Origin of the sequence: Pseudorhodoplanes sp., assembly GCF_050250235.1 — a bacterium.
In the GTDB taxonomy this organism is placed as follows: Bacteria; Pseudomonadota; Alphaproteobacteria; order Rhizobiales; family Xanthobacteraceae; genus Pseudorhodoplanes.
The window spans coordinates 1-24,242 of the sequence record NZ_JBFWPA010000072.1 but is presented as its reverse complement, the minus strand read 5'-3'; the positions used below and the strand labels follow the sequence as shown (position 1 = coordinate 24,242).

Annotated in this window: 21 protein-coding genes; 7 read left to right on the top strand and 14 right to left on the bottom strand. The window is 64.2% G+C overall.

Annotated elements, in window-relative coordinates:
- Positions 1-402 precede the first annotated feature (402 nt).
- The 5 genes from AB7F49_RS25165 to AB7F49_RS25145 form a co-directional block, all read right to left on the bottom strand.
- On the bottom strand, positions 403-1,551 hold the full coding sequence (locus tag AB7F49_RS25165) for a helix-turn-helix domain-containing protein (RefSeq protein ID WP_428527488.1): 1,149 nt from the start codon (positions 1,549-1,551) through the stop codon (positions 403-405).
- Positions 1,514-2,080, bottom strand: coding sequence for a hypothetical protein (locus tag AB7F49_RS25160; protein WP_428527486.1), 567 nt, complete (start codon positions 2,078-2,080; stop codon positions 1,514-1,516). Before AB7F49_RS25160 ends, AB7F49_RS25165 begins: the two co-directional genes overlap by 38 nt.
- Positions 2,081-2,292: 212 nt before the next feature.
- Entirely contained in the window at positions 2,293-3,663 is a 1,371-nt protein-coding gene (locus tag AB7F49_RS25155) for a polyhydroxyalkanoate depolymerase (RefSeq protein ID WP_428527484.1), read from the bottom strand.
- A 105-nt stretch (positions 3,664-3,768) separates the two neighbouring features.
- Positions 3,769-4,599, bottom strand: a complete 831-nt coding sequence (locus AB7F49_RS25150) for an ABC transporter permease (RefSeq protein WP_428527502.1) — start codon at positions 4,597-4,599, stop codon at positions 3,769-3,771.
- A gap of 2 nt (positions 4,600-4,601) precedes the next feature.
- Positions 4,602-5,360 (bottom strand): ABC transporter ATP-binding protein, encoded by a 759-nt coding sequence (locus AB7F49_RS25145; RefSeq protein ID WP_428527482.1) that lies wholly within the window; start codon positions 5,358-5,360, stop codon positions 4,602-4,604.
- A gap of 137 nt (positions 5,361-5,497) precedes the next feature.
- Here AB7F49_RS25145 and AB7F49_RS25140 point away from each other — a divergent pair, with 137 nt between their 5' ends.
- Together AB7F49_RS25140 and AB7F49_RS25135 are read left to right on the top strand one after the other, a co-directional pair.
- Positions 5,498-6,838 (top strand): ActS/PrrB/RegB family redox-sensitive histidine kinase, encoded by a 1,341-nt coding sequence (locus AB7F49_RS25140; RefSeq protein ID WP_428527480.1) that lies wholly within the window; start codon positions 5,498-5,500, stop codon positions 6,836-6,838.
- A 31-nt stretch (positions 6,839-6,869) separates the two neighbouring features.
- Positions 6,870-7,418 carry an ActR/PrrA/RegA family redox response regulator transcription factor gene (locus AB7F49_RS25135; protein WP_428527478.1) on the top strand — a complete coding sequence of 183 codons (549 nt, stop codon included), beginning with the start codon at positions 6,870-6,872 and terminating at the stop codon, positions 7,416-7,418.
- 243 nt (positions 7,419-7,661) lie between these two features.
- Here AB7F49_RS25135 and AB7F49_RS25130 read toward each other — a convergent pair whose 3' ends face one another.
- Positions 7,662-8,153 (bottom strand): MmcB family DNA repair protein, encoded by a 492-nt coding sequence (locus AB7F49_RS25130; protein ID WP_428527476.1) that lies wholly within the window; start codon positions 8,151-8,153, stop codon positions 7,662-7,664.
- A complete protein-coding gene (mtnA, locus tag AB7F49_RS25125; RefSeq protein WP_428527500.1) occupies positions 8,150-9,274 on the bottom strand; it encodes an S-methyl-5-thioribose-1-phosphate isomerase in 1,125 nt (374 codons plus the stop codon). The genes AB7F49_RS25130 and mtnA overlap by 4 nt, the downstream gene beginning before the upstream one ends.
- Before the next feature lie 154 nt (positions 9,275-9,428).
- Between mtnA and AB7F49_RS25120 the strand changes: the two genes are divergently transcribed.
- Complete coding sequence (locus AB7F49_RS25120; protein WP_428527474.1) at positions 9,429-10,553, top strand: vWA domain-containing protein; 1,125 nt, start codon at positions 9,429-9,431, stop codon at positions 10,551-10,553.
- Between the two features lie 126 nt (positions 10,554-10,679).
- Positions 10,680-11,522, top strand: coding sequence for an alpha/beta hydrolase (locus tag AB7F49_RS25115; protein WP_428527472.1), 843 nt, complete (start codon positions 10,680-10,682; stop codon positions 11,520-11,522).
- A gap of 34 nt (positions 11,523-11,556) precedes the next feature.
- Here AB7F49_RS25115 and AB7F49_RS25110 read toward each other — a convergent pair whose 3' ends face one another.
- Entirely contained in the window at positions 11,557-12,333 is a 777-nt protein-coding gene (locus tag AB7F49_RS25110) for a sulfite exporter TauE/SafE family protein (RefSeq protein ID WP_428527470.1), read from the bottom strand.
- Positions 12,334-12,460: 127 nt separating this feature from the next.
- The gene (locus AB7F49_RS25105; protein ID WP_428527468.1) at positions 12,461-13,681 is read right to left on the bottom strand and encodes an acyl-CoA dehydrogenase; all 1,221 of its coding nucleotides are present in this window, start codon (positions 13,679-13,681) and stop codon (positions 12,461-12,463) included.
- Between the two features lie 181 nt (positions 13,682-13,862).
- Here AB7F49_RS25105 and AB7F49_RS25100 point away from each other — a divergent pair, with 181 nt between their 5' ends.
- Positions 13,863-15,419, top strand: coding sequence for a L,D-transpeptidase (locus AB7F49_RS25100; RefSeq protein ID WP_428527466.1), 1,557 nt, complete (start codon positions 13,863-13,865; stop codon positions 15,417-15,419).
- A gap of 120 nt (positions 15,420-15,539) precedes the next feature.
- Here AB7F49_RS25100 and AB7F49_RS25095 read toward each other — a convergent pair whose 3' ends face one another.
- The 5 genes from AB7F49_RS25095 to AB7F49_RS25075 all read right to left on the bottom strand — a co-directional run bounded on the left by AB7F49_RS25095 (position 15,540) and on the right by AB7F49_RS25075 (position 21,686).
- Positions 15,540-16,610 (bottom strand): ketopantoate reductase family protein, encoded by a 1,071-nt coding sequence (locus AB7F49_RS25095; RefSeq protein WP_428527464.1) that lies wholly within the window; start codon positions 16,608-16,610, stop codon positions 15,540-15,542.
- Between the two features lie 2 nt (positions 16,611-16,612).
- Entirely contained in the window at positions 16,613-18,400 is a 1,788-nt protein-coding gene (locus tag AB7F49_RS25090; RefSeq protein WP_428527462.1) for an acyclic terpene utilization AtuA family protein, read from the bottom strand.
- Between the two features lie 10 nt (positions 18,401-18,410).
- Complete coding sequence (locus AB7F49_RS25085) at positions 18,411-19,589, bottom strand: acyl-CoA dehydrogenase family protein (RefSeq protein WP_428527460.1); 1,179 nt, start codon at positions 19,587-19,589, stop codon at positions 18,411-18,413.
- A 5-nt stretch (positions 19,590-19,594) separates the two neighbouring features.
- Positions 19,595-20,851, bottom strand: coding sequence for a CaiB/BaiF CoA transferase family protein (locus AB7F49_RS25080; protein WP_428527458.1), 1,257 nt, complete (start codon positions 20,849-20,851; stop codon positions 19,595-19,597).
- A gap of 94 nt (positions 20,852-20,945) precedes the next feature.
- Complete coding sequence (locus AB7F49_RS25075; protein WP_428527456.1) at positions 20,946-21,686, bottom strand: IclR family transcriptional regulator; 741 nt, start codon at positions 21,684-21,686, stop codon at positions 20,946-20,948.
- Between the two features lie 119 nt (positions 21,687-21,805).
- Here AB7F49_RS25075 and AB7F49_RS25070 point away from each other — a divergent pair, with 119 nt between their 5' ends.
- Together AB7F49_RS25070 and AB7F49_RS25065 are read left to right on the top strand one after the other, a co-directional pair.
- Complete coding sequence (locus AB7F49_RS25070; protein WP_428527454.1) at positions 21,806-22,840, top strand: hydroxyacid dehydrogenase; 1,035 nt, start codon at positions 21,806-21,808, stop codon at positions 22,838-22,840.
- The gene (locus AB7F49_RS25065; protein WP_428527452.1) at positions 22,833-24,032 is read left to right on the top strand and encodes an alpha-hydroxy acid oxidase; all 1,200 of its coding nucleotides are present in this window, start codon (positions 22,833-22,835) and stop codon (positions 24,030-24,032) included. The genes AB7F49_RS25070 and AB7F49_RS25065 overlap by 8 nt, the downstream gene beginning before the upstream one ends.
- Positions 24,033-24,242 lie beyond the last annotated feature (210 nt).

The window sequence follows — 24,242 nt, the reverse complement described above, 5'->3', positions numbered from 1 at the left end:
ACGGCGCGCCGACAGACGCAGGGCCGTTCCTGAAAGCTGCATCCCACGCAGACCAGTTCACGCCGTCTGCGCAAACATCTGCCGGGACACAGCCGCCTCTCGGCGCACCGTCCAGGCGGCGTTCTTTCTGCGAAGCGCTGCTCCGCATACAGGCCCCGGGCCGCGTTTGCGTACCTGTGCCGACCGGGCGCAGGCCGTTCAGCGAGGCTCCTCGCGCACGGGTCGTAGTGCCCGTAGAGCGGGGTCCCGAGGCCTCCCGGTGTCTGCGTGCGAGACAGACAGCAGGCGCCGCACCTTCGCTCCGCCATCAAGAACGCCTCCGGACGGCGCCCCTCCGTGAGCAAGGTTATAGGACTATAATACTAATAGGAATATTGTCAAGGGCCTTGGCGACGGCTGGCTTCACTTCACAAGTCGCAATTTCGGCTGCGAACCCTGATACGGGTCGCCAAGAATTTCAGCACGATACATCTCCTGAAATTCAGCGCTCCTCAGATGCAATAGCTTGGCCATTTCCGGAACGCTGTAGCCGAGTTTTTTTAGGTGGAAAGAGATTATTTGTCGAAGCAGATTCGGATGCTCCTTGGGTGGCTCATTGGGCTCCCGCTTCCGGTAGCCGAGTTTTCCCATTTCGATCCAAAACATCTTTGATTGATATGGTGTGATAAGCATCAGGCGATCTGCTCTCACCGCAAGAGCAGCCATTGAGACCTTCCAATACCGCTTCAGATTCGCGAGTTGCCGTAGGTCAAATCGGCGCAATTGCGGACGAATTTCATCGGCGGGAAGCAAAAACGCTCCTGCGAACGCGTCAGCCTCGTCCTCCATTTCCTCATCGCTTTTAACTGTGATGGTGTGAAGCACCATGTGCCCAAGTTCGTGAGCCAAGGTCAGCCGCAGGCGATCCGTTGGCGCGTTCACGTTGACGAAGAAGAGGACAGGAAGTCCCTCGATCCGCTGACTCATGGCGTCAATCAGGTCGCTTCCGAAGTCACATGGTATAACGACGCCGCCATTATCCTCAATAAGCTGCACCATGTTGTCGATCGGGCCAGATGGAAGCATCCACATCTCGCGAAGAGATCGCGCCGCGTCATCCACCGTAAGTGCGCCCTTTCCGCGACCTCGGTATTCATCCGGATCGATCTCCGGAATAAATGCATTAGTCTTCCAGCTAAAAGAAATAAGCAGTTTCGCAAGATGCATCCGCCGAATGTTCATCTCGGCCACGATTCGAGCGAGGGCTTTGGCTGATAGCTTCTTTCGTCGCCGGTAGTGAAACGGTGGCAGTCCGTAGGGACGTCCGATTTCATAGAAAAACGCTTGGGGATACCCGAGCGCTTCCGACAGAGCCCTCACAACCTCGGCCGGCGGCTCTTGAAGGCCCGTTTCATACTTCGAAAGCGTGCCCTGCATGATGCCGAGTTGCATTGACAATTCAACCTGCGTAAGCCCGCGCGAGTCACGCGCGAGCGTGAGCATATGATGATTGAATTTTTCCATCGCGGCCTCCCTATAGGCCGCCGCCAAAGCCTCGCTGGCGAGTAACATCAATCCAGATTTGTTCTCCGGCGACGCGTTCTTCCTGCGGGACGATGGCCGCACACCATGTCGGCACACGTCGACCATTCGGCCGGGCGATCTGGACACGATTGATGATTTGGCCGGTACGATCCAGCCAATACCCAGCAGTCAGCCTCACCGGCGGCAATGGTAAGCCAGGCAATTCTCGTTGTGCATCGTAGTCTCTGGCCTGCTTGGTCGGATAATTGCTCGATCTGCCGTCCTCATCCATTTTTTTCAGACGCACGACGACATTCGCCTTCTCGTAGAGCCAAAGCTTCAACCCACCACTATAATCGATGGGACGAACTCCCTCCCGATCAAGCAAGCGGCGCTCTGCCTCGGCGTGCATATGGCAATAGGTGCAAGCGGCCTGCGCGCGCACGTCCAACTCCAGTAGGATAGCAGCGTCGTAACCCGAGTAGCGGGCGTGGCCCGCCCGGACGATCTCGGCCAATTCATCCAGCGAGCCATCACCAATCGCTTCGAGCGTCTCATTCAGCGTTCGGTCGGGCATGGGAGACTCCTGATGGCCCGCCCATCACTAACACTCGTGACGACGAAATTCAAGAAAAATATTCCAAGAATTATTCTCTCCGCGGCTGCTTCGTGTGCCTTTGCTTCGTTGGCGCCCCTTCGCGCATCGATCCCCGAAAATAGGAGCGACACCATTTCGCACGAAGAATATAGGCTTGTTCCGTTATCTGGTCGCACGGGCCTGAGAAGCGCTCACGACACCGCGCGCGCGACAACCCGCGGATACGGCCGGGCCGCCGCCTTCCCCTTACCGCTCTGGGCCGTCAGCACGAAATCCGCGATGCGCGGCGCGATCTCGGAACGGAAGCGCGAGCCGTTGAACACGCCGTAATGGCCGACGCCGGGCTGCACGTAATGCGCCTTCCGGTCCGGGGGAATGTTGGTGCACAGCTTGTGCGCGGCTTCGGTCTGGCCGAGGCCGGAGATATCATCCTTCTCGCCCTCGACGGTGAGCAGCGCGACATTGCGGATGGCGGACGGATCGATCCGAACCCCGCGATGCATCATCTCGCCCTTCGGCAGCAGATGCTTCACGAACACGGTGTCGACGGTCTGCAGATAGAATTCGGCGGTCAGGTCCATGACCGCGAGATATTCATCGTAGAATTCGCGGTGCTTCTGCGCGGAATCGCCGTCGCCCTTGACGAGATTGAAGAACAGCTCCTTGTGCGCGTCGAGATGGCGGTCGAGATTCATGCTGACGAAGCCGTTGAGCTGCAGGAAGCCCGGATAGACATCGCGCATGACGCCCGGATGCGGGAACGGCACCTTGGTGATGACATTGCGCCGGAACCAGTCGACGCCGCGGTTCTCGGCGAGCTGGTTGACGCCGGTCGGATTGACGCGGGTGTCGATCGGGCCGCCCATCAGCACCATCGAATGCGGCACATAGGGGTCGCGCTCCGCTTCCATGCGCGCCACCGCCGCCAGCACCGGTACCGAGGGCTGACAGACCGCAATGAGATGACAATCGCCGCCCAGCGCGTGCAGGATCGAGATCAGGTAATCGATATAGTCGTCGAGATCGAAGCGGCCCTCCGACAGCGGCACCAGGCGCGCATCGACCCATTCGGTGATGTAGACGTCATGGTTCGGCAGGAACGCCTCGACGGTGCCGCGCAGCAGCGTGGCGTAATGGCCCGACATCGGCGCCACGATCACGACCTTGGGCTGCGGACGGCGCGGCGGATTTTTCAGCACGCGCTCGAAATGCAGCAGCCGGCAGAACGGCCGCTCCCAGACCGGGGTGATATGCACATCGACGCGTTCGCCGCCGACAACGGTGCTGTGAATATTCCAGTCCGGCTTGCTGTAGCGCCTCGTGAAACGCTCGAACATTTCGGCGGATGCCGCGACCGTCTTGCCGAAGGTCGTATGGGACCAGGGATTGAGCGGATTCTTGAGATAGAGACGCGTCACATCGGAAAACGCACGCGCGGGATTGAGCGCCGCGTGGCTCAACTCGTAAAACCAGTACATGCCAGTGGACAGGACGGGCCCCGCCTCGGCGGGAAGATCAGGTGCGGCGCCAAATTCCCCGATGGCGATGTTTTTTTCCGGCATTACGTGCGGTCTCTGGGCTCCAGCAATCTGTTGCAACGCAACATCCGGCCTTTTGTTCACGCCGTCAATATAGGCGAATGACATTCTCAACTGATTACGAAATGGTCATTCGCCAGCCTGCATCAGCGATCCCGCGGTCCGGGCGGAGTGCAGAAGCGCAAGAAACCCAATAACGGCGGCGATAAAATAAGCAGCATTGAGGGCGAAGGCCCAGATCATCAGGTCGGCGCGGAAGCTATGATCGATCAGCAATGCCCGCATGCCCTCGAATACGTAGGTCGGCGGCAGGGCCCAGGCGAGCGGCTGCAGCCAGCCCGGTAGCACCGAAACCGGGTAATAGACGCAGGTCAGCGGCAGCAGCAGGAACATGATGGTCCAGGCCATGCTTTCGGCGCCCATGCCGTTGCGCAGCACGATTCCGGAGACCAGGATCCCCACGGCCCAGCTGGTGAGGATGAGATTCATGAAGAACACCGCGAGCGCGAGGCCGAGGCTGTAGAGGTTGAAGTCGAAGAACGCGATCGCCATGATCGTCACCGGCACCATGCCGATCGCAAGCCGCACCAGGCTCATGATCATCAGCGCGCCGATGAACTCGCCCGGACGTAAGGGGCTCATCATCAGGTTGCCCATGTTGCGCGCCCACATCTCCTCCAGGAACGAGATCGAGAAGCCGAGCTGGCCGCGGAACAGGATGTCCCACAGCAGCACCGCGCCGATGAAGGTACCGCCGGCCTTGGCGAAGAACCCGGCATTCTCCGACACGTAAAGCTGCAGGAAGCCCCACATCAGCATCTGCACGGCCGGCCAATAGACCAGTTCGAGCAGGCGGGGCCATGATGAGCGCAGCAGATACCAATAGCGCAGCACCATCGCCAAGATGCGGGCCGGCGAGAACATCACCGCCTCGCAGGGCGGGAAATGACGCGGCTGCATGTTCACGATGCCGCCTCCTGCGCCTGCCGCCGGCCGCGCGCGATATCGAGAAACACCTCTTCGAGATTTTCCCGTCCATAGCGCACCAGCAGCCGCTCCGGCGGCGCGTCGTCGACGATCTCGCCGCGCTTCATCATGATCACGCGGTCGCACAGCCGCTCGACCTCGGCCATGTTGTGCGAGGCGAGCAGGATGGTGGCGGCGCGTTCGCGGCGATAGCGTTCGAGCTCGGCACGCACCCAGTCGGCAGTGTCGGGATCGAGCGAAGCGGTCGGCTCGTCCAGCAACAGGATTTCGGGATGGTTGAGCAGCGCCTTGGCGAGCGATACGCGCGTCTTCTGGCCGGCCGAGAGCTTGCCAGTGGGGCGGTCGAGAAACGCGTTGAGATCGAATTGCGCGCCGAGCTCTCGGATGCGCTGGCCGACATCGGGCACGCCGTAGAGCCGGCCGAACACCGTGAGGTTTTGCCGGACCGTCAGCCGCATCGGCATATCCACGTAGGGGCTTTCGAAATTCATCCGATGCAGCACCCGATGGCGATGGCGCGGCATCTGCGCGCCGAGCACCTCGACGCGGCCGGAGGTCGGGGTCACGAGCCCCATGATCATGGCGATGGTGGTCGTCTTGCCGGCACCGTTCCCGCCCAGCAGCGCGGTGACCGATCCGGCCTCCAGCACGAAGGAAATGCCGTTCACCGCCATGCCGCCCTTGTAGATTTTGACGGCGCGGTCGAGCGCGATGGCGGGTTCGGCAGCAGGCATGGCGGTCCCGGCGGATTGATCCGCTGATTTGCGCCTCCGCTTCCGGAAGCGCAACCCCGGCCGCCCTGGTGGGCCGTTTGACGCTGCGCGCAAAGGCGCAGTTTTGTGCTACGGGCCGCCTGACTAGAACGTGAGGCATGCTGCCCATGGATCTCGACCGCCTTCCCATGCCGCGCCGCAACGTGCGGCTGGACACGCTGGTACGGCTGCGCTGGCTCTCCATCATCGGCCAGACGGTGGCGGTGCTGGTGGTCTATTTCGGCCTCGAATTCGACCTGCCGATCTACGCCTGCCTGTCCGTCATCGTGCTGTCGGCCTGGCTCAATATCGCGCTGCGGATCCGCTTCCAGCAGGCGCGCCGGCTGGAACCGAGCCGTGCGGCCTGGTTGCTTGCCTTCGACATCGGACAGCTCGCGGTCCTGATGTATCTCACCGGCGGGCTCGACAACCCGTTCTCGTTCTTCTTCCTCGGCCCGGTGCTGCTCTCCGCCACCGCATTGCCGGCGCGCATGACCATGCTGCTCGGGCTGTTCGCGATCGCCTGCACGACGCTGCTGATCTTCTTTCACGAGCCGCTGCCATGGTCGGAAGAATACGGCCCGATGCCGGTGCTGCCGAATGTCTACATGCTCGGCGTCTGGTTTTCGATCGCGCTCGCGATTTTCTTCATCAGCATCTATGCGTGGCAGATCAGCGAGGAATCGCGCCAGCTCGTCAATGCGCTGGCGGCAACCGAACTGGTGCTGGCGCGCGAGCAGCATCTGACGCAGATCGACGGCCTGGCCGCAGCCGCCGCGCATGCGCTCGGCACGCCGCTCTCGACCATCTCGGTGGTCGCGCGCGAGCTCGAGCGCGAAATCGACCCGAAATCGCCGCATGCCGAGGACATCCGGCTGTTGCGCGAGCAGGCCCAGCGCTGCCGCGACATTCTGGCCAAGCTGAACGAACTCTCGGCCGAGGGCGAGCCGTTCGGCCGCCTGCCGCTGTCGAATCTGCTTCAGGAAGTCGCCGAGCCGCACCGCCATTTCGGCATCGCGATCGAGGTGAACATGCCGTCCGGCCAGACGCCACCATTCGCCGCGCGCAATCCAGCGATTTTATACGGGCTCGGCAATCTGGTTGAGAACGCGGTCGACTTCGCCCGCGAGCGCGTGGAGATATCGGCGGACTGGACCGGCGATACCGTATCGGTGGTGATCGCCGATGACGGACCTGGCTTTGCGCCGGAGGTCATCAGCCGGATCGGCGAGCCCTATGTGCGCAGCCGCAGATTGCGGCGCATGTACGCGACCGGCGACACCGGCATGGGGCTCGGCTTCTTCATTGCGAAAACGCTGCTGGAGCGTACCGGCGCAAGATTGACCTTCGTCAACAGACCGGCGCCCGAGAGCGGCGCCGTGGTGGCGATCCGCTGGCCGCGGGAGGCGTTCGAATTCGCCCCGGTCGCCGAGCTTGAGCCGAAGGCCGCGAATGCTTAGGTATGGGGACAGGGCGGCCCCGGAGAGTTCCATGAATCTGACACCGGCCATACCGAGCGAACGCTCGCTGCTGATCGTCGAAGACGACAAGTCCTTCCTGATGCGGCTCGCTCGCGCCATGGAGGGCCGCGGCTTTACCGTGACCACGGCCGAATCGGTGTCAGAGGGCCTCATGCAGGTCGAGCGTGCGGCGCCCGCCTTCGCCGTGGTCGATATGCGTCTCGCCGACGGCAACGGGCTGGACGTGATTTCCGCCCTCAAGCGAAGACGTCCGGACGCTCGCGGAATCGTGCTGACCGGCTACGGGAATATCGCGACCGCGGTGAATGCGGTGAAGCTCGGAGCGGTGGATTATCTCGCAAAGCCTGCCGATGCGGACGACGTGATCAACGCGCTGCTGTCGATCGAGGGCAGGAAGCCCGAGCCGCCGGAAAATCCGATGTCGGCGGACCGCGTGCGCTGGGAGCACATCCAGCGTATCTACGAATTGTGTGGCCGCAACGTTTCGGAGACCGCGCGTCAGCTCAACATGCATCGCCGCACCCTGCAGCGTATCCTGGCGAAGCGCGCGCCGCGGTAGATGCCACGCCCCACGGGGCTCTTGCCGCAAACACGGCGCTCGCATATGCGCCCTCTCCGCTTGCGGGAGAGGGCTGCGCCGAAATCTCAACACATTCTGATGGGTGAGGGGTTACGGTCTGCCGATGGACCGTGACCCCTCACCCATCACGACTCGTAGCGAGTATTGAGTAGCCCTCTCCCTCGAGGGGAGAGGGCACAATAACTGGCACCGCACCTGCGGCCATGGGCACCGCGCGCGGCGCTACCCCATCTCATTTCCATAAGGTCCGGCCGGATCGATCAGCGACTGCAGCCGCAGCGATGCGCATTGCGCGATCCGCAATGTCATCACCTTGCGCGTCGGAGGCGGCAACCGGTGTTCGGGCGCCGCACACACGAAGTCACCGCCGAAGCCGTCGGCAACGATCAGCCCGGTATCCTTCGGGAAAATCTCGCAAGGCACTTCGACCGTCGTTGCGAAGAACAGCCGGTCGCAGTGCATCCGGTAATCCATCCATTTCTGGTCGGCGCGGAAATCGGCAATCGACGACTTGATCTCCACGATCCAGATTTCCCCGCTCCGCCCGATGCCGACAAGGTCGGCGCGCCGGCCCGACGGCAGCGGCAATTCGCTGACGCAGGTGAAGCCGTGCGAGAGCAGAAGCCGCATCGTGCCGCGCGCGACGGTGAGCGCGGTCTGCGACTGCCGGCCGTCGACCGGCATTTCCGCAATGCGCCGGATCAGTTCGCTCATTCGGCGGCCTCCTGCGGCCGCCGATGCGACGGATGATCCGGAAAAGTGCGTTCCAGCGCCTCGCGCGAAGCAGCAATCACGCCGCGCTCGGTGATGAGACCAGTGACGAGCCGCGCCGGCGTCACGTCGAAGGCAGGATTTGCGACCGCCGATCCGTCCGGCACGATGGTCACGGTCTCGATACGGCCGTCTGCGGTCCGCCCGGTGATGGTTGCAACCTCGGCCGCGCCGCGTTGTTCGATGGGAACTTCGGCAACGCCGTGTCTTACGCCGAAGTCGATCGTCGGCGACGGCAGGCCGACATAGAACGGCACCGCGTTGTCGTGCGCAGCCAGCGCCTTCAGATAGGTGCCGATCTTGTTGCATACGTCGCCCTGCCCGGTGGTGCGGTCGGTGCCGACGATCACCATGTCGACCTGCCCGTGCTGCATCAGATGGCCGCCGACATTGTCCGCGATCACGGTATGCGGCACGCCGTGCTGGCCGAGCTCGAAGGCAGTAAGCGAGGCACCCTGATTGCGCGGGCGGGTTTCGTCGACGAAGACGTGCACAGGCATGCCGCTGTCATGTGCGGTGTAGATCGGCGCCGTCGCGGTGCCGAGATCGACGGTCGCAAGCCATCCGGCATTGCAATGGGTCAGGATGTTGACGGGCTCATCCGGCTTCTTGCGCGCGGCGATGGCCTCGATCAACTTCAGGCCGTGCCGTCCGATCGCCTGGTTGATCGCGACATCCTCATCGCAGATCGCGGCGGCTCGCCGGTAGGCCGCCTGCGCGCGCTCGGCGCGCGGAAGATCACGAACCTGCGCCGAAACGTCATCCAGTGCCCATTTCAGGTTGATCGCGGTCGGCCGCGAAGCGAGCAACGCCGCATAGGCGCGCGCAAGATTGTCATCGGAGGCGTCATCGCGCAGCGCCAGCGCAAGCCCGTAGGCCGCGACCGCGCCGATCAGCGGGGCACCGCGCGTCTGCATGCTGGCGATCGCATGCGCGGCATCGGCCGCGCTGCGCAGTTGCAGCCGTTCGACGCGCCAGGGCAGCAGCGTCTGGTCGAGAATGCCGACCGACCAGCCGTCCGGCTCGAGCCAGACGCTGCGTGTCGCTGTGCCGTTGATCCTCATGGCCGACAGATAAACCCGTTCCCCGGCACAGCGGAAGCAAATTTGCAGGACTGCCGGAAATCCGCCGGTGCACCGCCACAATTGCGGCGCGAAGCCGTCGCGATGGCTGGGCAAGGTTCCGCCGGGGACGTTACACATACCAAGAGGTGAAGCCATGAATGGCTTGCTCGCGCGGGCGCTTGCGCCCGCTCTTGTTGTTGCGTCCTGCCTGATGACCTCCGCCGCCCATGCCAGGCCTGCCGTGGAGGTCGCCTTCGTCCTCGATACCACGGGCTCGATGGCGTCCCTGATCGAAGGCGCCAAGCGCAAGATCTGGTCGATCGCGACCACGATCGTCGACGAAAATCCCGGCGCCGATATTCGCATGGGCCTGATCGCCTATCGCGACATCGGCGACGAATATGTCACGCAGCGGATCGAACTCACCGCCGACATCCAGGACCTGTATGCACGCCTGCTTGAACTCAAGGCCCGTGGCGGCGGCGACTGGCCGGAAAGCGTCAACGAGGCGTTGCATGAGGGCATCACCAAGCTGTCCTGGACCCAGGGGCCGGAGATCAGCCGTATCGTGTTCCTGGTCGGCGACGCCCCGCCGCACATGGACTACAAGCAGGACATGAAATACCCGCAGGTGATGAAAATTGCGCGCGAGCGCGACATCGTCGTCAACGCCGTGCAGGCCGGCGAGGCGCGCGATACCACCCGGACCTGGCGTGAAATCGCCCAGATGGGCGGCGGCGACTACATCCCGATCCCGCAGGACGGCGGCAAGCTCGTCGTGATCGAGACGCCGTTCGATATCGAGATCATCGAACTGCAGGAAAAGCTGAACGGGACGGTCATTCCCTATGGCCCGCGCACCAGGCGCTCCAGCGTCGAGCAGAAGACCCGGCAGGTGACGAGCGTCGCGGCGGCGTCGCCGTCGTCGGCGGCCGACATGGCCGGCTATCTCAACAAGCGCAGCCGCAAGGCGAATGCCGGGGAGACCATCACCGGTGATGGCGATCTCGTCGCGGATGTCGCCGCCGGCCGCAAGGCGCTTTCGGCTGTCGACGAAAACGAGCTTCCGGATGAACTGCGCGCACTGCCGCCCGCGGCCCGGCAGATCATGGTCACGAAACGTGCAACCGAGCGCACGGCGCTGACCGCGCGGATGACGGAGCTCGTCACCAGACGCGACGCCTTCATCGCGGACCGGCAGAAGAAAGAGCCGGTACGCACCGGCGATTCCTTCGACCGCGCGGTGCAGTCCACGCTGAAGGCGCAAATCAGGCGTTGATTGCTTGCACTTGGCGCTTCGCTGAAGCAATCTCCCGCCGGTTTTTGGCTACAATCTGGCGCGCGATCCTGACGCAAAACCGCTGCCCACTTTTGCGGATCGCGCGCTGTCTGGCGGGAGTATCCGATGGCGACCGACAACAGCGCAGCCTACAACAACCGCGCGGCCGTCGCCGATTTCCCCGACATCGTTGCGCAATGGCAGCGTGATGGCGCCGCCTATCGCGAGGCAATGGCGCAGCAGGGACGCGCCGAACTGGACGTGCGCTTCGGCCCGACCGAGCGGCAATATGTCGATCTGTTCAAGGCGAAAGACCCGCAGGCGCCGGTCGCCCTGTTCATTCACGGCGGCTATTGGCGCGCGATGAGCCCGAAGGAGCACAGCCATCTCGCGCGCGGACTGAGCGCGCATGGGGTCACGGTTGCGGTCGCGGGATACGACCTTGCTCCGCAGGTCTCGATCGCACAGATCATCGAGGAGATGCGCAACGCCGTCCTGTTCCTGTGGAAGCGCTACGGCCGGCGCATCATGGTCTACGGCCATTCCGCCGGAGGCCATCTGACCGCCTGCATGATGGCGACCGACTGGCCCTCGCTCGACGTAACCGCACCCGCCGACCTCGTTCCGGCAGGCTATGCCATATCCGGCGTGTTCGACCTTGCCGGCCTCGTCGACACCGACATGAACGTCGATTTCAGGCTCGATGAGTCCTCGGCGCGAGCGGCCTCGCCGCTGTTCTGGCCGGCCCCGGACGGCCGTGTGCTCGACATCGTGGTCGGCGGCGACGAATTGCCGGAATTCATCCGGCTGTCGCGGGTCATGGCCGATACGTGGGGCGCCGCCGGCGTGCAGACGCGTTACGAAGCGGTGCCCGGGAAGCACCATTTCAATGTGGTGGCGCCACTGGCCGATCCGATGAGCGCGATGACCACGCGGCTCGTGGAATTGTGCGACCTGACGGGCAAATAGTCGGGCGGTCTGTCCAGGCAGGCGAAGCCGCCCGTCAAAACCAGTACAGACGCGCATATACGAGGGTCAGTGCAACGCCGATCAGCGTCACCGCCCAGCGCATCACCTCGCGCGGGGCATGGCGCGCGATGCGCGCGCCGATCAGGGAGCCGATCAGCGCGCCGGACATCATGACGAGTGTCGCCGGCCAGTCGATGCTGCCCTTGACGGCGAACACCGTCACGGCCACCGACCCATTCAGGGCGGCCACCAGATTCTTGGTGGCATTGGCCGGCCGGTATTGTCCCGACGTCGCGAGTTGCAGGACTGCGACAAGCAGCACGCCGAGACCGGCGCCGAAATAGCCGCCATAGACCGACACCGGCAGCAGCATCGGGATCGAGGTCAGCTTGATCTCGGGCTCGCGGCCATGCCTGGCAAGCGAGCGCCGGCGCAGCGTGGCGGTGATCCGTTCGCCGAACGCGAACAGAACGGTCGCAAAGCCGATCAGCAGCGGGACCAGAATTTCGAACACGTGGTTTGAGGTCATCATCAGCAGCGCAGCGCCGATTCCCGCCCCGATGACGGACGCGAGCACCAGCCCGGCAAAGCCGCGGTCGAGCGGCGGCAATTGACTGCGGTCGGACAACGCCGCGACCAGGCTGCCCGGCATCAGGGCCGCCATATTGGAAGCGATCGCCGATATCGGCGTCAGACCCGCGGCCAGCAGCGCCGGAAACGTGATCATGGCCGCCCCGCCGGCAAGCGACGCAATGGTGCCGCCGGCAAGTCCGGCGGCACTCAGTAACGCAGCCGTAGCGATATCGATCATCGAACCATGTAAGTCAGGGCCCGCTTGCGCCGGCCGCTCGCGTCTTTGCTGTGAGACTGCTTTAGAGACGTGGATGCCCGGCACAAGGCCGGGCATCACAGGCGTGGTATGCGCGCCACCGTGGGGATCAGAAGAAGGCCTGAATCCCGGTCTGGGCGCGGCCGAGGATCAGCGCGTGGATATCGTGCGTGCCCTCGTAGGTGTTGACCGTTTCCAGATTGGCGACATGGCGCATCACATGGAACTCGTCGGCGATCCCGTTGCCGCCATGCATGTCGCGGGCGACGCGTGCAATGTCGAGCGCCTTGCCGCAATTGTTGCGCTTCATCAGCGAAATCGACGGCGGCGCCGCGCGGCCTTCCTCGATGAGGCGGCCGAGGCGCAGCGCGCCGTGCAACCCGAGCGTGATTTCGGTCTGCATGTCGGCGAGCTTTTTCTGGACAAGCTGGTTGGCGGCAAGTGGCCGTCCGAACTGCTTGCGGTCAAGCGTGTATTGGCGGGCGGCATGCCAGCAGAATTCGGCAGCGCCCAGCGAGCCCCAGGCGATGCCATAGCGCGCGTTGTTCAGGCAGCCGAAGGGACCGGCCAGGCCCGACACGTTCGGCAGCAGGGCATCCTCCGGCACGAAGGCGCTATCCAGAACGATTTCACCGGTGACCGACGCGCGCAGCGAAAGCTTGCCTTCGATCTTCGGCGTGGAAAAGCCTTCGGTCCCGCGCTCGACCACGAAGCCGCGGATCTTGCCGTCGAGCTTCGCCCAGACGATCGCGATATCGGCGATCGGCGAATTCGAGATCCACATCTTGGCGCCGGTCAGCCGGTAGCCATTCGGCACCTTCTCCGCCCGCGTCACCATCGAGCCCGGATCGGACCCGTGATCCGGCTCGGTCAGACCGAAGCAGCCGACCATCTCGCCCGAGGCAAGCTTCGGCAGGTATTTCTTCTTCTGCGCCTCGGTGCCGTAGGCATAGATCGGGTACATCACCAGCGAGGATTGCACCGACAATGTGGAGCGGTAGCCCGAATCGACGCGCTCGATCTCCCGGGTGATCAGACCATAGGCAACGTAGCCCAGTCCGGCTCCGCCATATTCTTCGGGGATCGTCGGGCCGAGAAGCCCGAGCGCACCCATCTCCGGCAGAAGATCACGGTCGACGCTTTCGCTGCGATAGGCCTCGATGATTCGCGGCATCAATTTATCTTGTGCATAGCCTTGCGCGGTATCGCGCACCATGCGCTCTTCCTCGGTGAGTTCACCCTCCAGATCGAGCGGGTCTTCCCAGTCGAAATGCGCGTCCTTGATGGACCCGGGGCGCTGGACTTGCAGCTGTTCTGCGGCCTGACTCATGGTGCTCTCCCTAGTGGAGCCGTTCTGCCTGCTAACGGTCAGATATTTACCGTAAATGCAACACTGGCGAACCGAATGATCCGGCCAGGCGGCCCGGAGGTGACCGTGAAAGTTGCATCCACTAATATTATGTTCGGATTCGGGGGGTAGGATGCGGTTTTCGAGGGCAGGGAATCGAACCGTGCGTAGCAAGCGTGTTGTTTTGGGGCTGCAGAAGACAGGGCAGCTCGCGGGCGTGAGTATGCTGGCGCTGATGGTCGTCGGCCTGGCATCGCCCCAGGCCGAGGCCCAGGATCGCTTTTTCCTGAGGGAAACACCGGTTCAGCGGTTCCAGGGACCCCCGGGACGCTTTGAGGCGCGGCGCACGGAACCGCGGAACCGGCTGACGCCCCGGAGGGCGACCCGGGCACCCGTCCAGCAGACTGCCAAGCCGGTGAAGGAAGCGCCGCCCCCGCCCGGCCCGCACATGCTGATCGTATCCGTCAAGTCGCAGCGCGCGTCGTTTTATGCGGGGGGCAAGCTCGTGTCGCAGTCGCCGGTCTCGACCGGCACCGCCACGCATCCGACGCCGCACGGCGTGTTCAGCATCATCCAGCGCAACCGGCACCATCGCTCGAACATCTATAGCGGTGCGCCGATGCCCTATATGCAGCGGCTCACGTGGTCGGGCATCGCCCTGCATCAGGGTGCGCTGCCCGGCTATCCGGCGTCACACGGTTGCATTCGCCTGCCGGAGCAATACGCGAACTTTCTCTGGCGCACGATCAAGATGAACACCCGCGTGATCGTATCGCGCGAGGATGTCGAGCCGTTCGACGTGGCGCATGACCTGCTGTTCCAGCCGAAATCCGCACCTGCGACCGTCGAGACCATTCCGGAACTGCGAAAGACCTTCGACACCACGACGCCGGCGCGCCTGCTCAGGGCGGACATGCCGGTCATTTTCACCGATGCCTCCGGGGCGCGCGCCGACGGCGGGTCCGAGAGCGGACAGCCCGCGGAGCCTGCGGCGGCGGCAGAAGCGCCGGCGAAGCCCGATCAGCCGACCATGCGCGACCTGTCCGCCTCGGTGGAAGCCGCGCGATCCGGCGTTCCGGCGCCGACACTCGCCGGAGACGCCGCAAAGCCCCAATTGGCAGCACCCGCGCCATCCGACGAGCCGGTCAAGCCGGACGTAACCGCGTCGATCTACCCGCAGCCCGCCGAAATCCCGGAGCCGATCCTCGCGAGCTTCGCACAATCTCTCGAAGCCAAGCAGAAGAAGGCGCCGCCGAAGGGCGCCATCACGGTCTTCATCAGCAAGAAGGACAAGAAGCTTTACGTCCGCCAGCATTTCATCCCGCTGTTCAGCGCGCCGGTGACATTCAAGGACGACAAGCCGAATTTCGGCACCCATGTCTTCACCGCGCTTGAACAGGACGGCGGCGACAAGCCATTGCGCTGGGTCGCTGTCACGCTGCCCCCGGAACTTCCGAAGGCACAGAAGGTCAAGACCCGGATCGAGGTCGACCGGCGCGGGCGTCGCATCGAAGTGCCGGTGAAGCCGCAGGGCAAGTCGCCCGAGCCGCTGCCAAGCCTGAGCGCCAAGGCCGCACTCGACCGCATCGAGATCGCACCGGATGTGGTCGACCGCATCTCCGAATATGTCGCGGCAGGCGCGTCAATGATCGTGTCGGATCACGGCCTCGGCTACGAGACCGGGCTGTACACGGATTTCATCGTGGTGACGCAGAAGTAACCCGCGATCCCGCGCGGCTCGTAGGCCGGACAAGCCAACGGGTCCGCGCGGAGCGCGGCCCGATGATAAACTCCGCGACATCCGGGATTGCGATGCCGCATGTCACCGCGCTCATGCGGGCTACAGCGCAACCTCCACATCCGCGCTGACCAGCCCGCGATCCTTTGCGAGCTTGGTGACAATCGCGGCTACCGTATCGAGCGTCGGCGTCGCGAGCCCGGCTGCGCGGGCGAAAGCGAGCGGTGCCAGCACGATTTCGGCGATCTCCATCGGCCGGCGCTGCTCATAATCCTGCAGGATCGACGCCTTGTGATTGAGCAGCCGCGCCAGCATGCGGTCCGGATCGAGGTCGAGCGGGTAGCCGTGCGCGGCGGCGATGCTCAGGCCCTCGCGCATGAGGCGGCGGTAGATTTCGGACAGGGCCACATCCTTGCCGGCGCCATCCGAGGTGCTGCGGGTGGCGAGCCCGATGGTCGAGCCGCTCATGTTGTTCACGAGCTTGGTCCAGACCGCAGCGCGGATATCGCCTGGATCGGGTGAGAGAATCCCGGCCTGCGCAAGGGCATTGCGGATGGCGGCGATCCGCTCCGGTGCATCCGCTCGTCCCCGCGAATGCGGGGAACCAGAGTCTTGCGCTGGATTCCCGCCTTCGCGGGAATCAGCGGAGACGGTGTCGATAGCCGCGATCTCAAGCCGGTTATGGGCGGGCGAATTATTCTTGATCACCCCCGGCGCCTCGACCTCGTTAGCCGAATAGATGATCCCCCCGAGCACCTGGTCGGGCCGCATTGCCGCGAGGAACGGCCTCGCCAGACCGAAGATCGGAATCACGGGCGGCGCCGGATGCCGCGCCGGCAGCCCGACCGGATACCACCAGGTCATGCCGTTTTGCGGGAATAGCACCAGCGTATCCTCGCCGACGAGCGGGGCAATATTCTGGGCAATGGTCGGTAGCGCGGTGGCCTTGGTGGCGACGATCACGAGGTCCTGCGGACCCAGCGCGTTCGGCATGTCGCTTGCGGCCACCACGGAGGAGAGCACGTCATGGCCGGACTTGAGTTGCAGGCCGTTTTGCCGGATCGCCGCCAGATGCGGTCCGCGCGCGATCACCGAAACGTCATGGCCCGCGCGCGCAAGCCTTACGGCAAAATGACCGCCGCTGGCGCCAGCGCCGTAAATGCAGATGCGCAACGCTAGCGCTCCAGTTCCTGCGCCACCGCGCGCGGCACCCTGATCTTCATCTCCAGCGCCATCTGGCCAAAAGCCTTGCCCTGCGGATCGATGCGCCGCGACGCCATGCCGCCGCCGCCAAGCGCATCTTCCAGAAGGAAATTGAAGGCATGCAATCCCGGTGCCTCGAAACGCGTGACGCTGCCATGCACGAGACCCTCGAAATGTGCCGCCATTTTCTCCGGCGTCACCTCACGCCGAAGAAGCGGCACGTATTTCGGATCTCGGGCGATGATCGCGATGTTGGAACTATTGCCCTTGTCCCCGGAGCGCGCCACCGCCAGTGATCGCAGGTCGACATCGACGGTCGGGCCATCGGGAGCCGCTGCCGCGGGCACAGCGGCCGTTTCAGCGGATGCGATATAGCCGCCCTGAATCGGCACGCCGACGATAAACGGATCGTCATCGCCGATCTGCACTTTCGGCGCGCCAAGCACCGCCTTGTCGACAAAGAACGTGAACAGCCGCACCACAGGCGTTGGTTTCGGACGCCCTGAGAAAATACCCGTGGTGCCCTGCGCAAAGCTGATCCCCACCGAGCCGAGTTCGCGCGCAAAGATGTCGATCGCCTCGCGATCGGCATGATCGACCACCAGACGCAGCAGCACTTCACGGGTGTGCCGAGCCCTCGCCTTCGGGCCGTAGGCGGATTCGGAACCCAGCACTTCCGTGTGTGTCGCGGTGAAGTCCGGAAGCTGGCGCTGGCGGAACAGCATCCGCGCACGCGCGAGCAGCGCCTCGGCCGTCCGTTCAGCCTTCGCGACCGCATCCGTCCCGACGATCGGCACGGCGGCAACGCCGCGCCAGCCGTCCTGAAATGTCGCCGAGACCTTGTATTGCGACGTCGGCGGATGGCCTTTTGCGCCCGACACACGCACGCGGTTATCGCCGACCTGTTCCAGCTTCACTTGCGTAAAGTCCGCGACAACATCCGGAAGCATGTAGGCTGCCGGATCGCCGACCTCGTACAGCACCTGTTCCGCAACGGTGGCGGGCACGATCAGGCCGCCGGTGCTGTCCGGCTTCCACAAGACGAAGCTGCCGTCGATTCTGCAGGAGGCGACCGGATAACCGATATTCTCCCAGCCGGGCACCTTGTCCCAGTCGGTATGCACGCCGCCGGTCGATTGCGGCCCGCATTCCAGGATATGGCCGACGAGACTCCCCGCAGCGAGCTTGTCATAGTCATCGGCCGACCAGCCGAATTCGTGGATGAGAATACCGAGCGCCAGCGCCGAATCCGCACAGCGACCGGTGATGACGATGTCGGCGCCGCGATCGAGTGCCGCCGCGATCGGCAGCGCGCCGAGATAGGCATTGGCGGTGAGCAGCTTCGGCGGCAGCTTTTCGCCAGTCGATGCTTCGCGCGTGGTCTCGCGAAGCTGATCGATCCGCGCCATCACGTCGTCGCCTTCAACGACGGCGATCTTCAGCGACAGGCCGAGTTCGGCGCACAAAGCTTCCAGCGCGCGCTTGGCGCCTTGCGGATTGACCGCGCCGCCATTGCTGACGACCCTGATCCTGCGCCTGGCGATCTCGGCCAGATGAGGTTTCAGATAGGCGACGAAGTCCGGCGGGAAGCCGGCATTGGCGTCCTTCATGCGCGCGCGCGCCAGAAGCGACATCGTCACCTCGGCGAGATAATCCATCATCAGGTAATGGACGTCGGCCGTCAGCAATTGCGGGATCGCCATGGGACTGTCGCCCCAGGCGCCCGACGCGCCGCCGATATTGATGACTTTTTCGGCCACGCGCTTGGCCTCAATACGACTTCGGCAGGCCGAGTTCGCGCTCGGCGATGAAGTTCAGCACCATCTCGCGCGACACTGGCGCCAGCCGCATCACCACGGCCTCGCGGAAATAGCGCTCGACATGGAATTCGGCCGCATAGCCCATGCCGCCATGGGTGCGCACAGCCTGGTCTGCGGCCTTGAAGGCAGCGTCGGCGGCCAGATATTTCGCCGCGTTGGCCTGCGCGCCGCAGGGCTGACCGGAATCGTACAATTCGGCCGCATGCAGGGTGAGCAATTCCGCCGCCAGCAATTCGGACCAGTTCTCCGCCAGCGGATGCTGGATCGACTGGTTCTGTCCGATCGGGCGGCCGAACACCACGCGCTCGCCGGCATAGTTCACCGCGCGCTCGAGGCAGCGCCGTCCGATGCCGACGCATTCGGCCGCATTCAGCACACGCTCCGGATTGAGGCTGTCGAGAATGTAGCGAAAGCCCTTGCCGTCCTCGCCGATGCGATGCTCCACCGGCACTTCGTAATTGTCGTAGAAGGTCTGGTTCGAATTGACCGCGTGCCGGCCCATCTTGAGGATTTCACGCACCTCGATCTTCGTGCGGTCGAAGTCGGTATAGAACAGCGTCAGGCCATCGGTCGGCTTCCTGCATTCCTCGATCGGGATGGTGCGCGCAAGGAGGACGATCTTGTCGGCCTGCTGCGCGGTCGAGGTCCATATTTTCTTGCCGTTGACGATGTAGCGGTCGCCCTTCAGCACGGCGCGGGTCTTGATCTTGGAGGTATCGAGACCGGCGTCGGGCTCGGTGACGCCGAAGCAGGTGCGTGACGATCCGTCGATGATCGAGGGCAGCCACGCCTTCTTCTGCGCGTCGGTGCCGTGCTTGACGATGGAATGCAGTCCAAAAATGTTGATGTGGATGGTCGAGCAGGCCGCGAAGGCGCCGGCCGAATGCGCCACCTCCTGCATCATGATCGCGGCTTCGGTGACGCCAAGCCCCGCGCCGCCATATTCCTCCGGCATCGCAATGCCGAGCCAGCCGCCGTCGGCGATGGCCTTCCCGAATTCGAACGGGAACGAATGCGTCTTGTCCTTCTCCAGCCAGTAGGAATCGTCGAAGCGGTCGCAGATGGCGCGGATCGCGTCGCGGATCTCGCGCCGTTCCGGCGTGTTGCACAGCGCGTCGAAGGTCTTCACTTGCGTCAGCTCCCGATACCGGTTTTGGCACTTGCTTTGGACTTGGATGCGGATATGACGGCCCGCTTCTTCGCGCGTTCCGGCAGGACTTCGTCGGTGTGCTCGCCGAGATTGGGGGCGAGACGGCGGATCGAAGCCGGCGTCCTGGAGAATTTCACCGGGAAGCGCGCGACCTTGAGCACGCCTTCGGTCGGGTGCTCCATCTCGGAAAACATCCGCACCGCTTTCAGATGCGGATCGTCGAACAGATCCTCAAGCCGGTTCACGGCATGCGCCGGTATATCGGCGGCGCGCAAGGCTGCGATCCATTCCGCGGTGGTCTTCTGCGGCAGTCGCGCCTTCAGATAATGCCCCATCTCCTCGGAATGCTGGGTGCGCGCTTCCTGCGTCCGAAAGCGCGGATCGGTGTCCATCAGGTCGGGCTCGCCGACCAGCGCCGAAAACGCGCGCCATTGCTTGTCGGCATAGACCACCAGCGCGAGATGGCCGTCCCTGGTCGGATACGGTCCTCGCACGCGCGACATCAGCCGCTTGTAGCCCATATTGCCGAGCGGCGGCACAAAGGCGCCACCGCCCATGTGATCGGCGAGCACGAACTGCGCCATGGTCTCCAGCATCGGCACCTCGATCTGCTGGCCTTCGCCGGTGATCGCGCGGTGATGCAGCGCACTGATGATGGAGATCGCGAGATAGAGCCCGACCACACGGTCGCAGATATTGACCGGCGCATAGCGCGGCGCGCCGTCGATCGCCTGGAACAGGCCGGCGATGCCGGACGCGGCCTGGGTGAGATCGTCATACACCGCCTGGCCGGCATTGGGTCCGTCCGAGCCGTAGCCGACCGCGAGGCAATAGACGATGTCGGGCTTCACCGCGCGGATCGCGTCGTAGCCGAGCCCCAGCCGCGCCATCGCCTGCGGCCGCATGTTGGAGACGAACACGTCCGCCGAGGGCAGGAGCGAGAGCAGCGCGTCGCGATCCTGCGCGTCCTTCAGGTCGAGGACGACGCTGCGCTTGTTGCGGTTGGCGTTGAGATAGAGCGGGCCCATGCCCTCGGTGCGGTTGGGTCCGACCCAGCGCATGGAATCGCCGCCGGCGGATTCGACCTTGATCACGTCGGCGCCGAGATCGCCGAGAATCTGCGTGGCCGACGGTCCCATCACCACCGTGGTCAGGTCGATCACGCGGATGCCCGACAGTGGGCCCGTCGAGGCATCGGGACCTTTCTGGATCGCCTGCTCGGGTGTTCCGGACGTTCCCACCCAGCTCCTCCGAAATTCGCTATTACGAAATATGCAACGCTATCTCGAATATCTAAAAGGCTGCGGACCGGGAGTCAAACGTGAGCCCTGCGCGCTACAGACCCGCAGGTTCGCCCAGCGCGCGGCACGCCTCCATCGCGAGTTTCGCGGCCTGATCGAGCTTGCCTGCCATCCGGGACGTCGGTCCCGCGATGGTGACGATGTAGTCCGCGCCGTTCCAGCGGAACAGCGACGACACCGTGGTCGCATCCTCGACGCTTTCCTCGCGGTTGAGAAAATAGCCGCGCTTCTTCGACTGCTCGATCTCCTCGCGCAGCGCCGATTTGGAACGGATGGTCTTCGCGGTCATCGGCGCGAGCCTTTCCGCCTTCAGATAGGCCTCGAATCGTTCCGCGCTCAGGCTGCCGAGATAGGCCTTGCCGGCGGAGGTCGCATGCAGGCTGCGCACTTCGGACCCGACTTCCACCATGAAACGCAACGGGTGACTCGGCTCGAAAATCAGCAGATAGGTGGCGTTGGACCGGCCGGCCTTGGCGAGCGAGACGGACTCGTCGATGGTGTCGCGCACCTCGCGCAGCAGCATCTCCGCGCGCACAAGGATGGGATCATGCTCCGCAATGATCTTCGCCAGATTGAACAAGCGGACGGTCGGAAAAAAACCCGCACGCGGACCGACTTCGTAGATATAGCCCCGCGCCAGCAGCGCCCGCAGCACATCGTGGCAGCTCGAGGCTGGAATGCCGAGCAGCCGCGAAATGTCGGACAGCGACAGCGGACGGCGTTCGGCCGCAAACAGTTCGATGAAATCGAGCGTCCGCTCGACGATCTTTGACATGCGCTTGGCGGCCCCCGGAAGCCTGCCCGCGATGCATACAATGAATGACGGCGAATGCCAAAGCGCCGGGCCCGATTGACGCGGTGCCCGCTCCTGTTACACCGGAGCGGGGAGCGGACATGCTGAAGCGAATAGCGTTTATTGGCAATTATATCGACGCGGCCTTCGATCGGACGATCGCGGCCTGCGCCGATCTGTCGCTCACCCGGATCGACCGGAGCAGGCCGCTCGGCGCGCTGCGTGACACGCTGGCGCAGGCGCACGCGATCCAGATCGATTCCGCGCGATCGGACATCCCGGACCATCTGCTGGTGTCGCGCGAATTGCTGGCGCAATGCCCGCAGGTGCTGGTCGTGTCCGCGAGCGGAGCCGGCTTCGACGCAATCGATGTCGAGGCCTGCACCGAAGCGGGTGTCATCGCCGTAAACCAGGCCGGCGGCAATCGCGAAGCGGTTGGCGAGCACACGCTCGGCATGATGCTGTCGCTCACCAAGCGCATCGCCGAGACCGACCGGGCGATGCGGATCGCGCGAATCGACGATCGCGTGGCCTATATGGGGGACGACCTCTACGGCAAGACCGTGGGCGTCATCGGCTTTGGCAATACCGGCACGCGGGTGGCGGAATTATGCAGCGGCCTGTTTGCGATGACGGTGCTCGCCCATGATCCGTATGTCGGCGCCGATGCCATCGCCGCGCGCGGCGCGCGCAAGGTCGAATTGCCGGAGCTGTTGCGCGTATCGGATTTCGTTTCCGTCCATTGTCCGCTCACCGCGCAGACGCGGCGCATGATCGGCGAACGCGAATACGCACGGATGAAGAAGGGCGCCTTCTTCGTGACCGCGGCGCGTGGCGGAATCCATGACGAAGCGGCGCTCTACGCGGCGCTGACATCGGGCCACCTCGCCGGCGCAGGCATCGACGTCTGGGAACAGGAGCCGCCGCCCCCGGATCATCCTTTGCTCTCGCTGAAAACCGTGATCGCCAGCCCGCATACCGCGGGCGTGACCCATGCGGCACGGCGGCGGCTCGCTGTGATGGCCGCGGAACAGCTGATCGACATCCTGCGCGGCGGCAAGCCGCAGCGCATGCTCAATCCCGAAGTGCTGCCACGCTTCCGCGAGCGGTTCGACAAGGTGCTCTGCGATGCGTGACACGACACGCAATCCGGCCGTTGCCGGGCCACCGGCGCTGACGCGCCGGCTGCGCGACATCCTCTCGCTCGAAGACCTCGAGCCCGCAGCCGAGCGCCACCTGCCGCATTGCATTTTCGCTTATGTTTCCGGCGGAGTAGAAACCAACGCGTCGCGGCACGATAACCGGGCTGCGTTCGCGGAATACGACTTCCATCCACGCGTCCTGATCGACGTCTCCATGCGGACGACCGCGAAGTCGCTGTTCGACGAAAGCTACAGCGCGCCATTCGGAATCGCGCCGATGGGCGGCGCCGGCCTTGCCGCCTATCGCGCCGATCTCGCGCTCGCCTCCGCCGCCGCTGCGGAAAACGTCCCCTTCATCCTGAGCGGTTCATCGCTGGTGCGGATGGAAGACGTGGCCAAAGCCAATCCGCGTGCCTGGTTCCAGGCCTATCTGCCGGTGGAACGCGATGCGATCGGCGCGCTGGTCGATCGCGTGACGGCTGCCGGCTATCGCCATCTCGTCGTCACCGCCGACGTCCCGCTCGGCGGCAACCGCGAGAACCTCGTGCGGGCGGGCTACACTTCGCCGCTGCGCCCGACCCCGAAGCTCGCCTTCGACGCTCTGACACATCCGCGCTGGCTGTTCGGCAATGCGCTGCGAACGCTGCGGCATCACGGCATGCCGCATTACGAGAATTCGGCGGCGGAACGAGGCGTGGCGGTTTTTTCGAATGACGCGATCCGCACGCTCCTGCGCGACTCGCTGTCGTGGCACGATCTGGAATGGATCCGCGAGCGCTGGCAGGGCAAGCTGATCGTGAAAGGCATTCTCTCGCCCTCGGATGCGGACATCGCCCGGCAAATCGGATGCGACGGCGTGATCGTTTCCAATCACGGCGGCCGGCAGCTCGACGGGGCTGCGGCGCCGCTGCGGGTGCTGCCGCGGATCGCAGAGACCGCGCAGCGCATGGCCGTCATGCTCGACGGCGGCATTCGCCGCGGCACCGACGTGATCAAGGCGCTCGCGCTCGGCGCCGATTTCGTGTTCGTCGGCCGACCCTTCCTGTATGCCGCGGCAATCGGGCAGGAGCCCGGCGTGCGCCGCGCGGTCGATCTGCTGCGCAGCGAAATCCACCGCAATCTCGCCTTCCTCGGCTCGCGCGACCTGACGGAGCTGGACGGCCGGGTGATGCGGATCGCGCGCTGACCCGCGAAGATCGAGCCATTGCGGGACCGCCGGCCCTTCGCTATGTAACGTCCAGGCACCCGTAGCTCAGCTGGATAGAGCGTTGCCCTCCGAAGGCAGGTGTCAAGCGGTTTGTGTCGCAGGAGGAGCTTAAAAGAAGCAAGAAAATCAGGCGTTTGTCGGAGCGACATTCGTCAACTAAAGCCGCCACAAACGTCGCGTAAGCATCGC

Coding starts and splice junctions, on each gene's coding strand:
- AB7F49_RS25105 (WP_428527468.1), bottom strand. CDS start 13,681: ATGAGTCAGGCCGCAGAACAGCTGCAAGTCCAGCGCCCCGGGTCCATC.
- mtnA (WP_428527500.1), bottom strand. CDS start 9,274: ATGAGGATCAACGGCACAGCGACACGCAGCGTCTGGCTCGAGCCGGAC.
- AB7F49_RS25120 (WP_428527474.1), top strand. CDS start 9,429: ATGAATGGCTTGCTCGCGCGGGCGCTTGCGCCCGCTCTTGTTGTTGCG.
- AB7F49_RS25165 (WP_428527488.1), bottom strand. CDS start 1,551: ATGTTACTCGCCAGCGAGGCTTTGGCGGCGGCCTATAGGGAGGCCGCG.
- AB7F49_RS25155 (WP_428527484.1), bottom strand. CDS start 3,663: ATGCCGGAAAAAAACATCGCCATCGGGGAATTTGGCGCCGCACCTGAT.
- AB7F49_RS25115 (WP_428527472.1), top strand. CDS start 10,680: ATGGCGACCGACAACAGCGCAGCCTACAACAACCGCGCGGCCGTCGCC.
- AB7F49_RS25135 (WP_428527478.1), top strand. CDS start 6,870: ATGAATCTGACACCGGCCATACCGAGCGAACGCTCGCTGCTGATCGTC.
- AB7F49_RS25145 (WP_428527482.1), bottom strand. CDS start 5,360: ATGCCTGCTGCCGAACCCGCCATCGCGCTCGACCGCGCCGTCAAAATC.
- AB7F49_RS25130 (WP_428527476.1), bottom strand. CDS start 8,153: ATGAGCGAACTGATCCGGCGCATTGCGGAAATGCCGGTCGACGGCCGG.
- AB7F49_RS25070 (WP_428527454.1), top strand. CDS start 21,806: ATGCTGAAGCGAATAGCGTTTATTGGCAATTATATCGACGCGGCCTTC.
- AB7F49_RS25075 (WP_428527456.1), bottom strand. CDS start 21,686: ATGTCAAAGATCGTCGAGCGGACGCTCGATTTCATCGAACTGTTTGCG.
- AB7F49_RS25110 (WP_428527470.1), bottom strand. CDS start 12,333: ATGATCGATATCGCTACGGCTGCGTTACTGAGTGCCGCCGGACTTGCC.
- AB7F49_RS25140 (WP_428527480.1), top strand. CDS start 5,498: ATGCTGCCCATGGATCTCGACCGCCTTCCCATGCCGCGCCGCAACGTG.
- AB7F49_RS25160 (WP_428527486.1), bottom strand. CDS start 2,080: ATGCCCGACCGAACGCTGAATGAGACGCTCGAAGCGATTGGTGATGGC.
- AB7F49_RS25065 (WP_428527452.1), top strand. CDS start 22,833: ATGCGTGACACGACACGCAATCCGGCCGTTGCCGGGCCACCGGCGCTG.
- AB7F49_RS25150 (WP_428527502.1), bottom strand. CDS start 4,599: ATGCAGCCGCGTCATTTCCCGCCCTGCGAGGCGGTGATGTTCTCGCCG.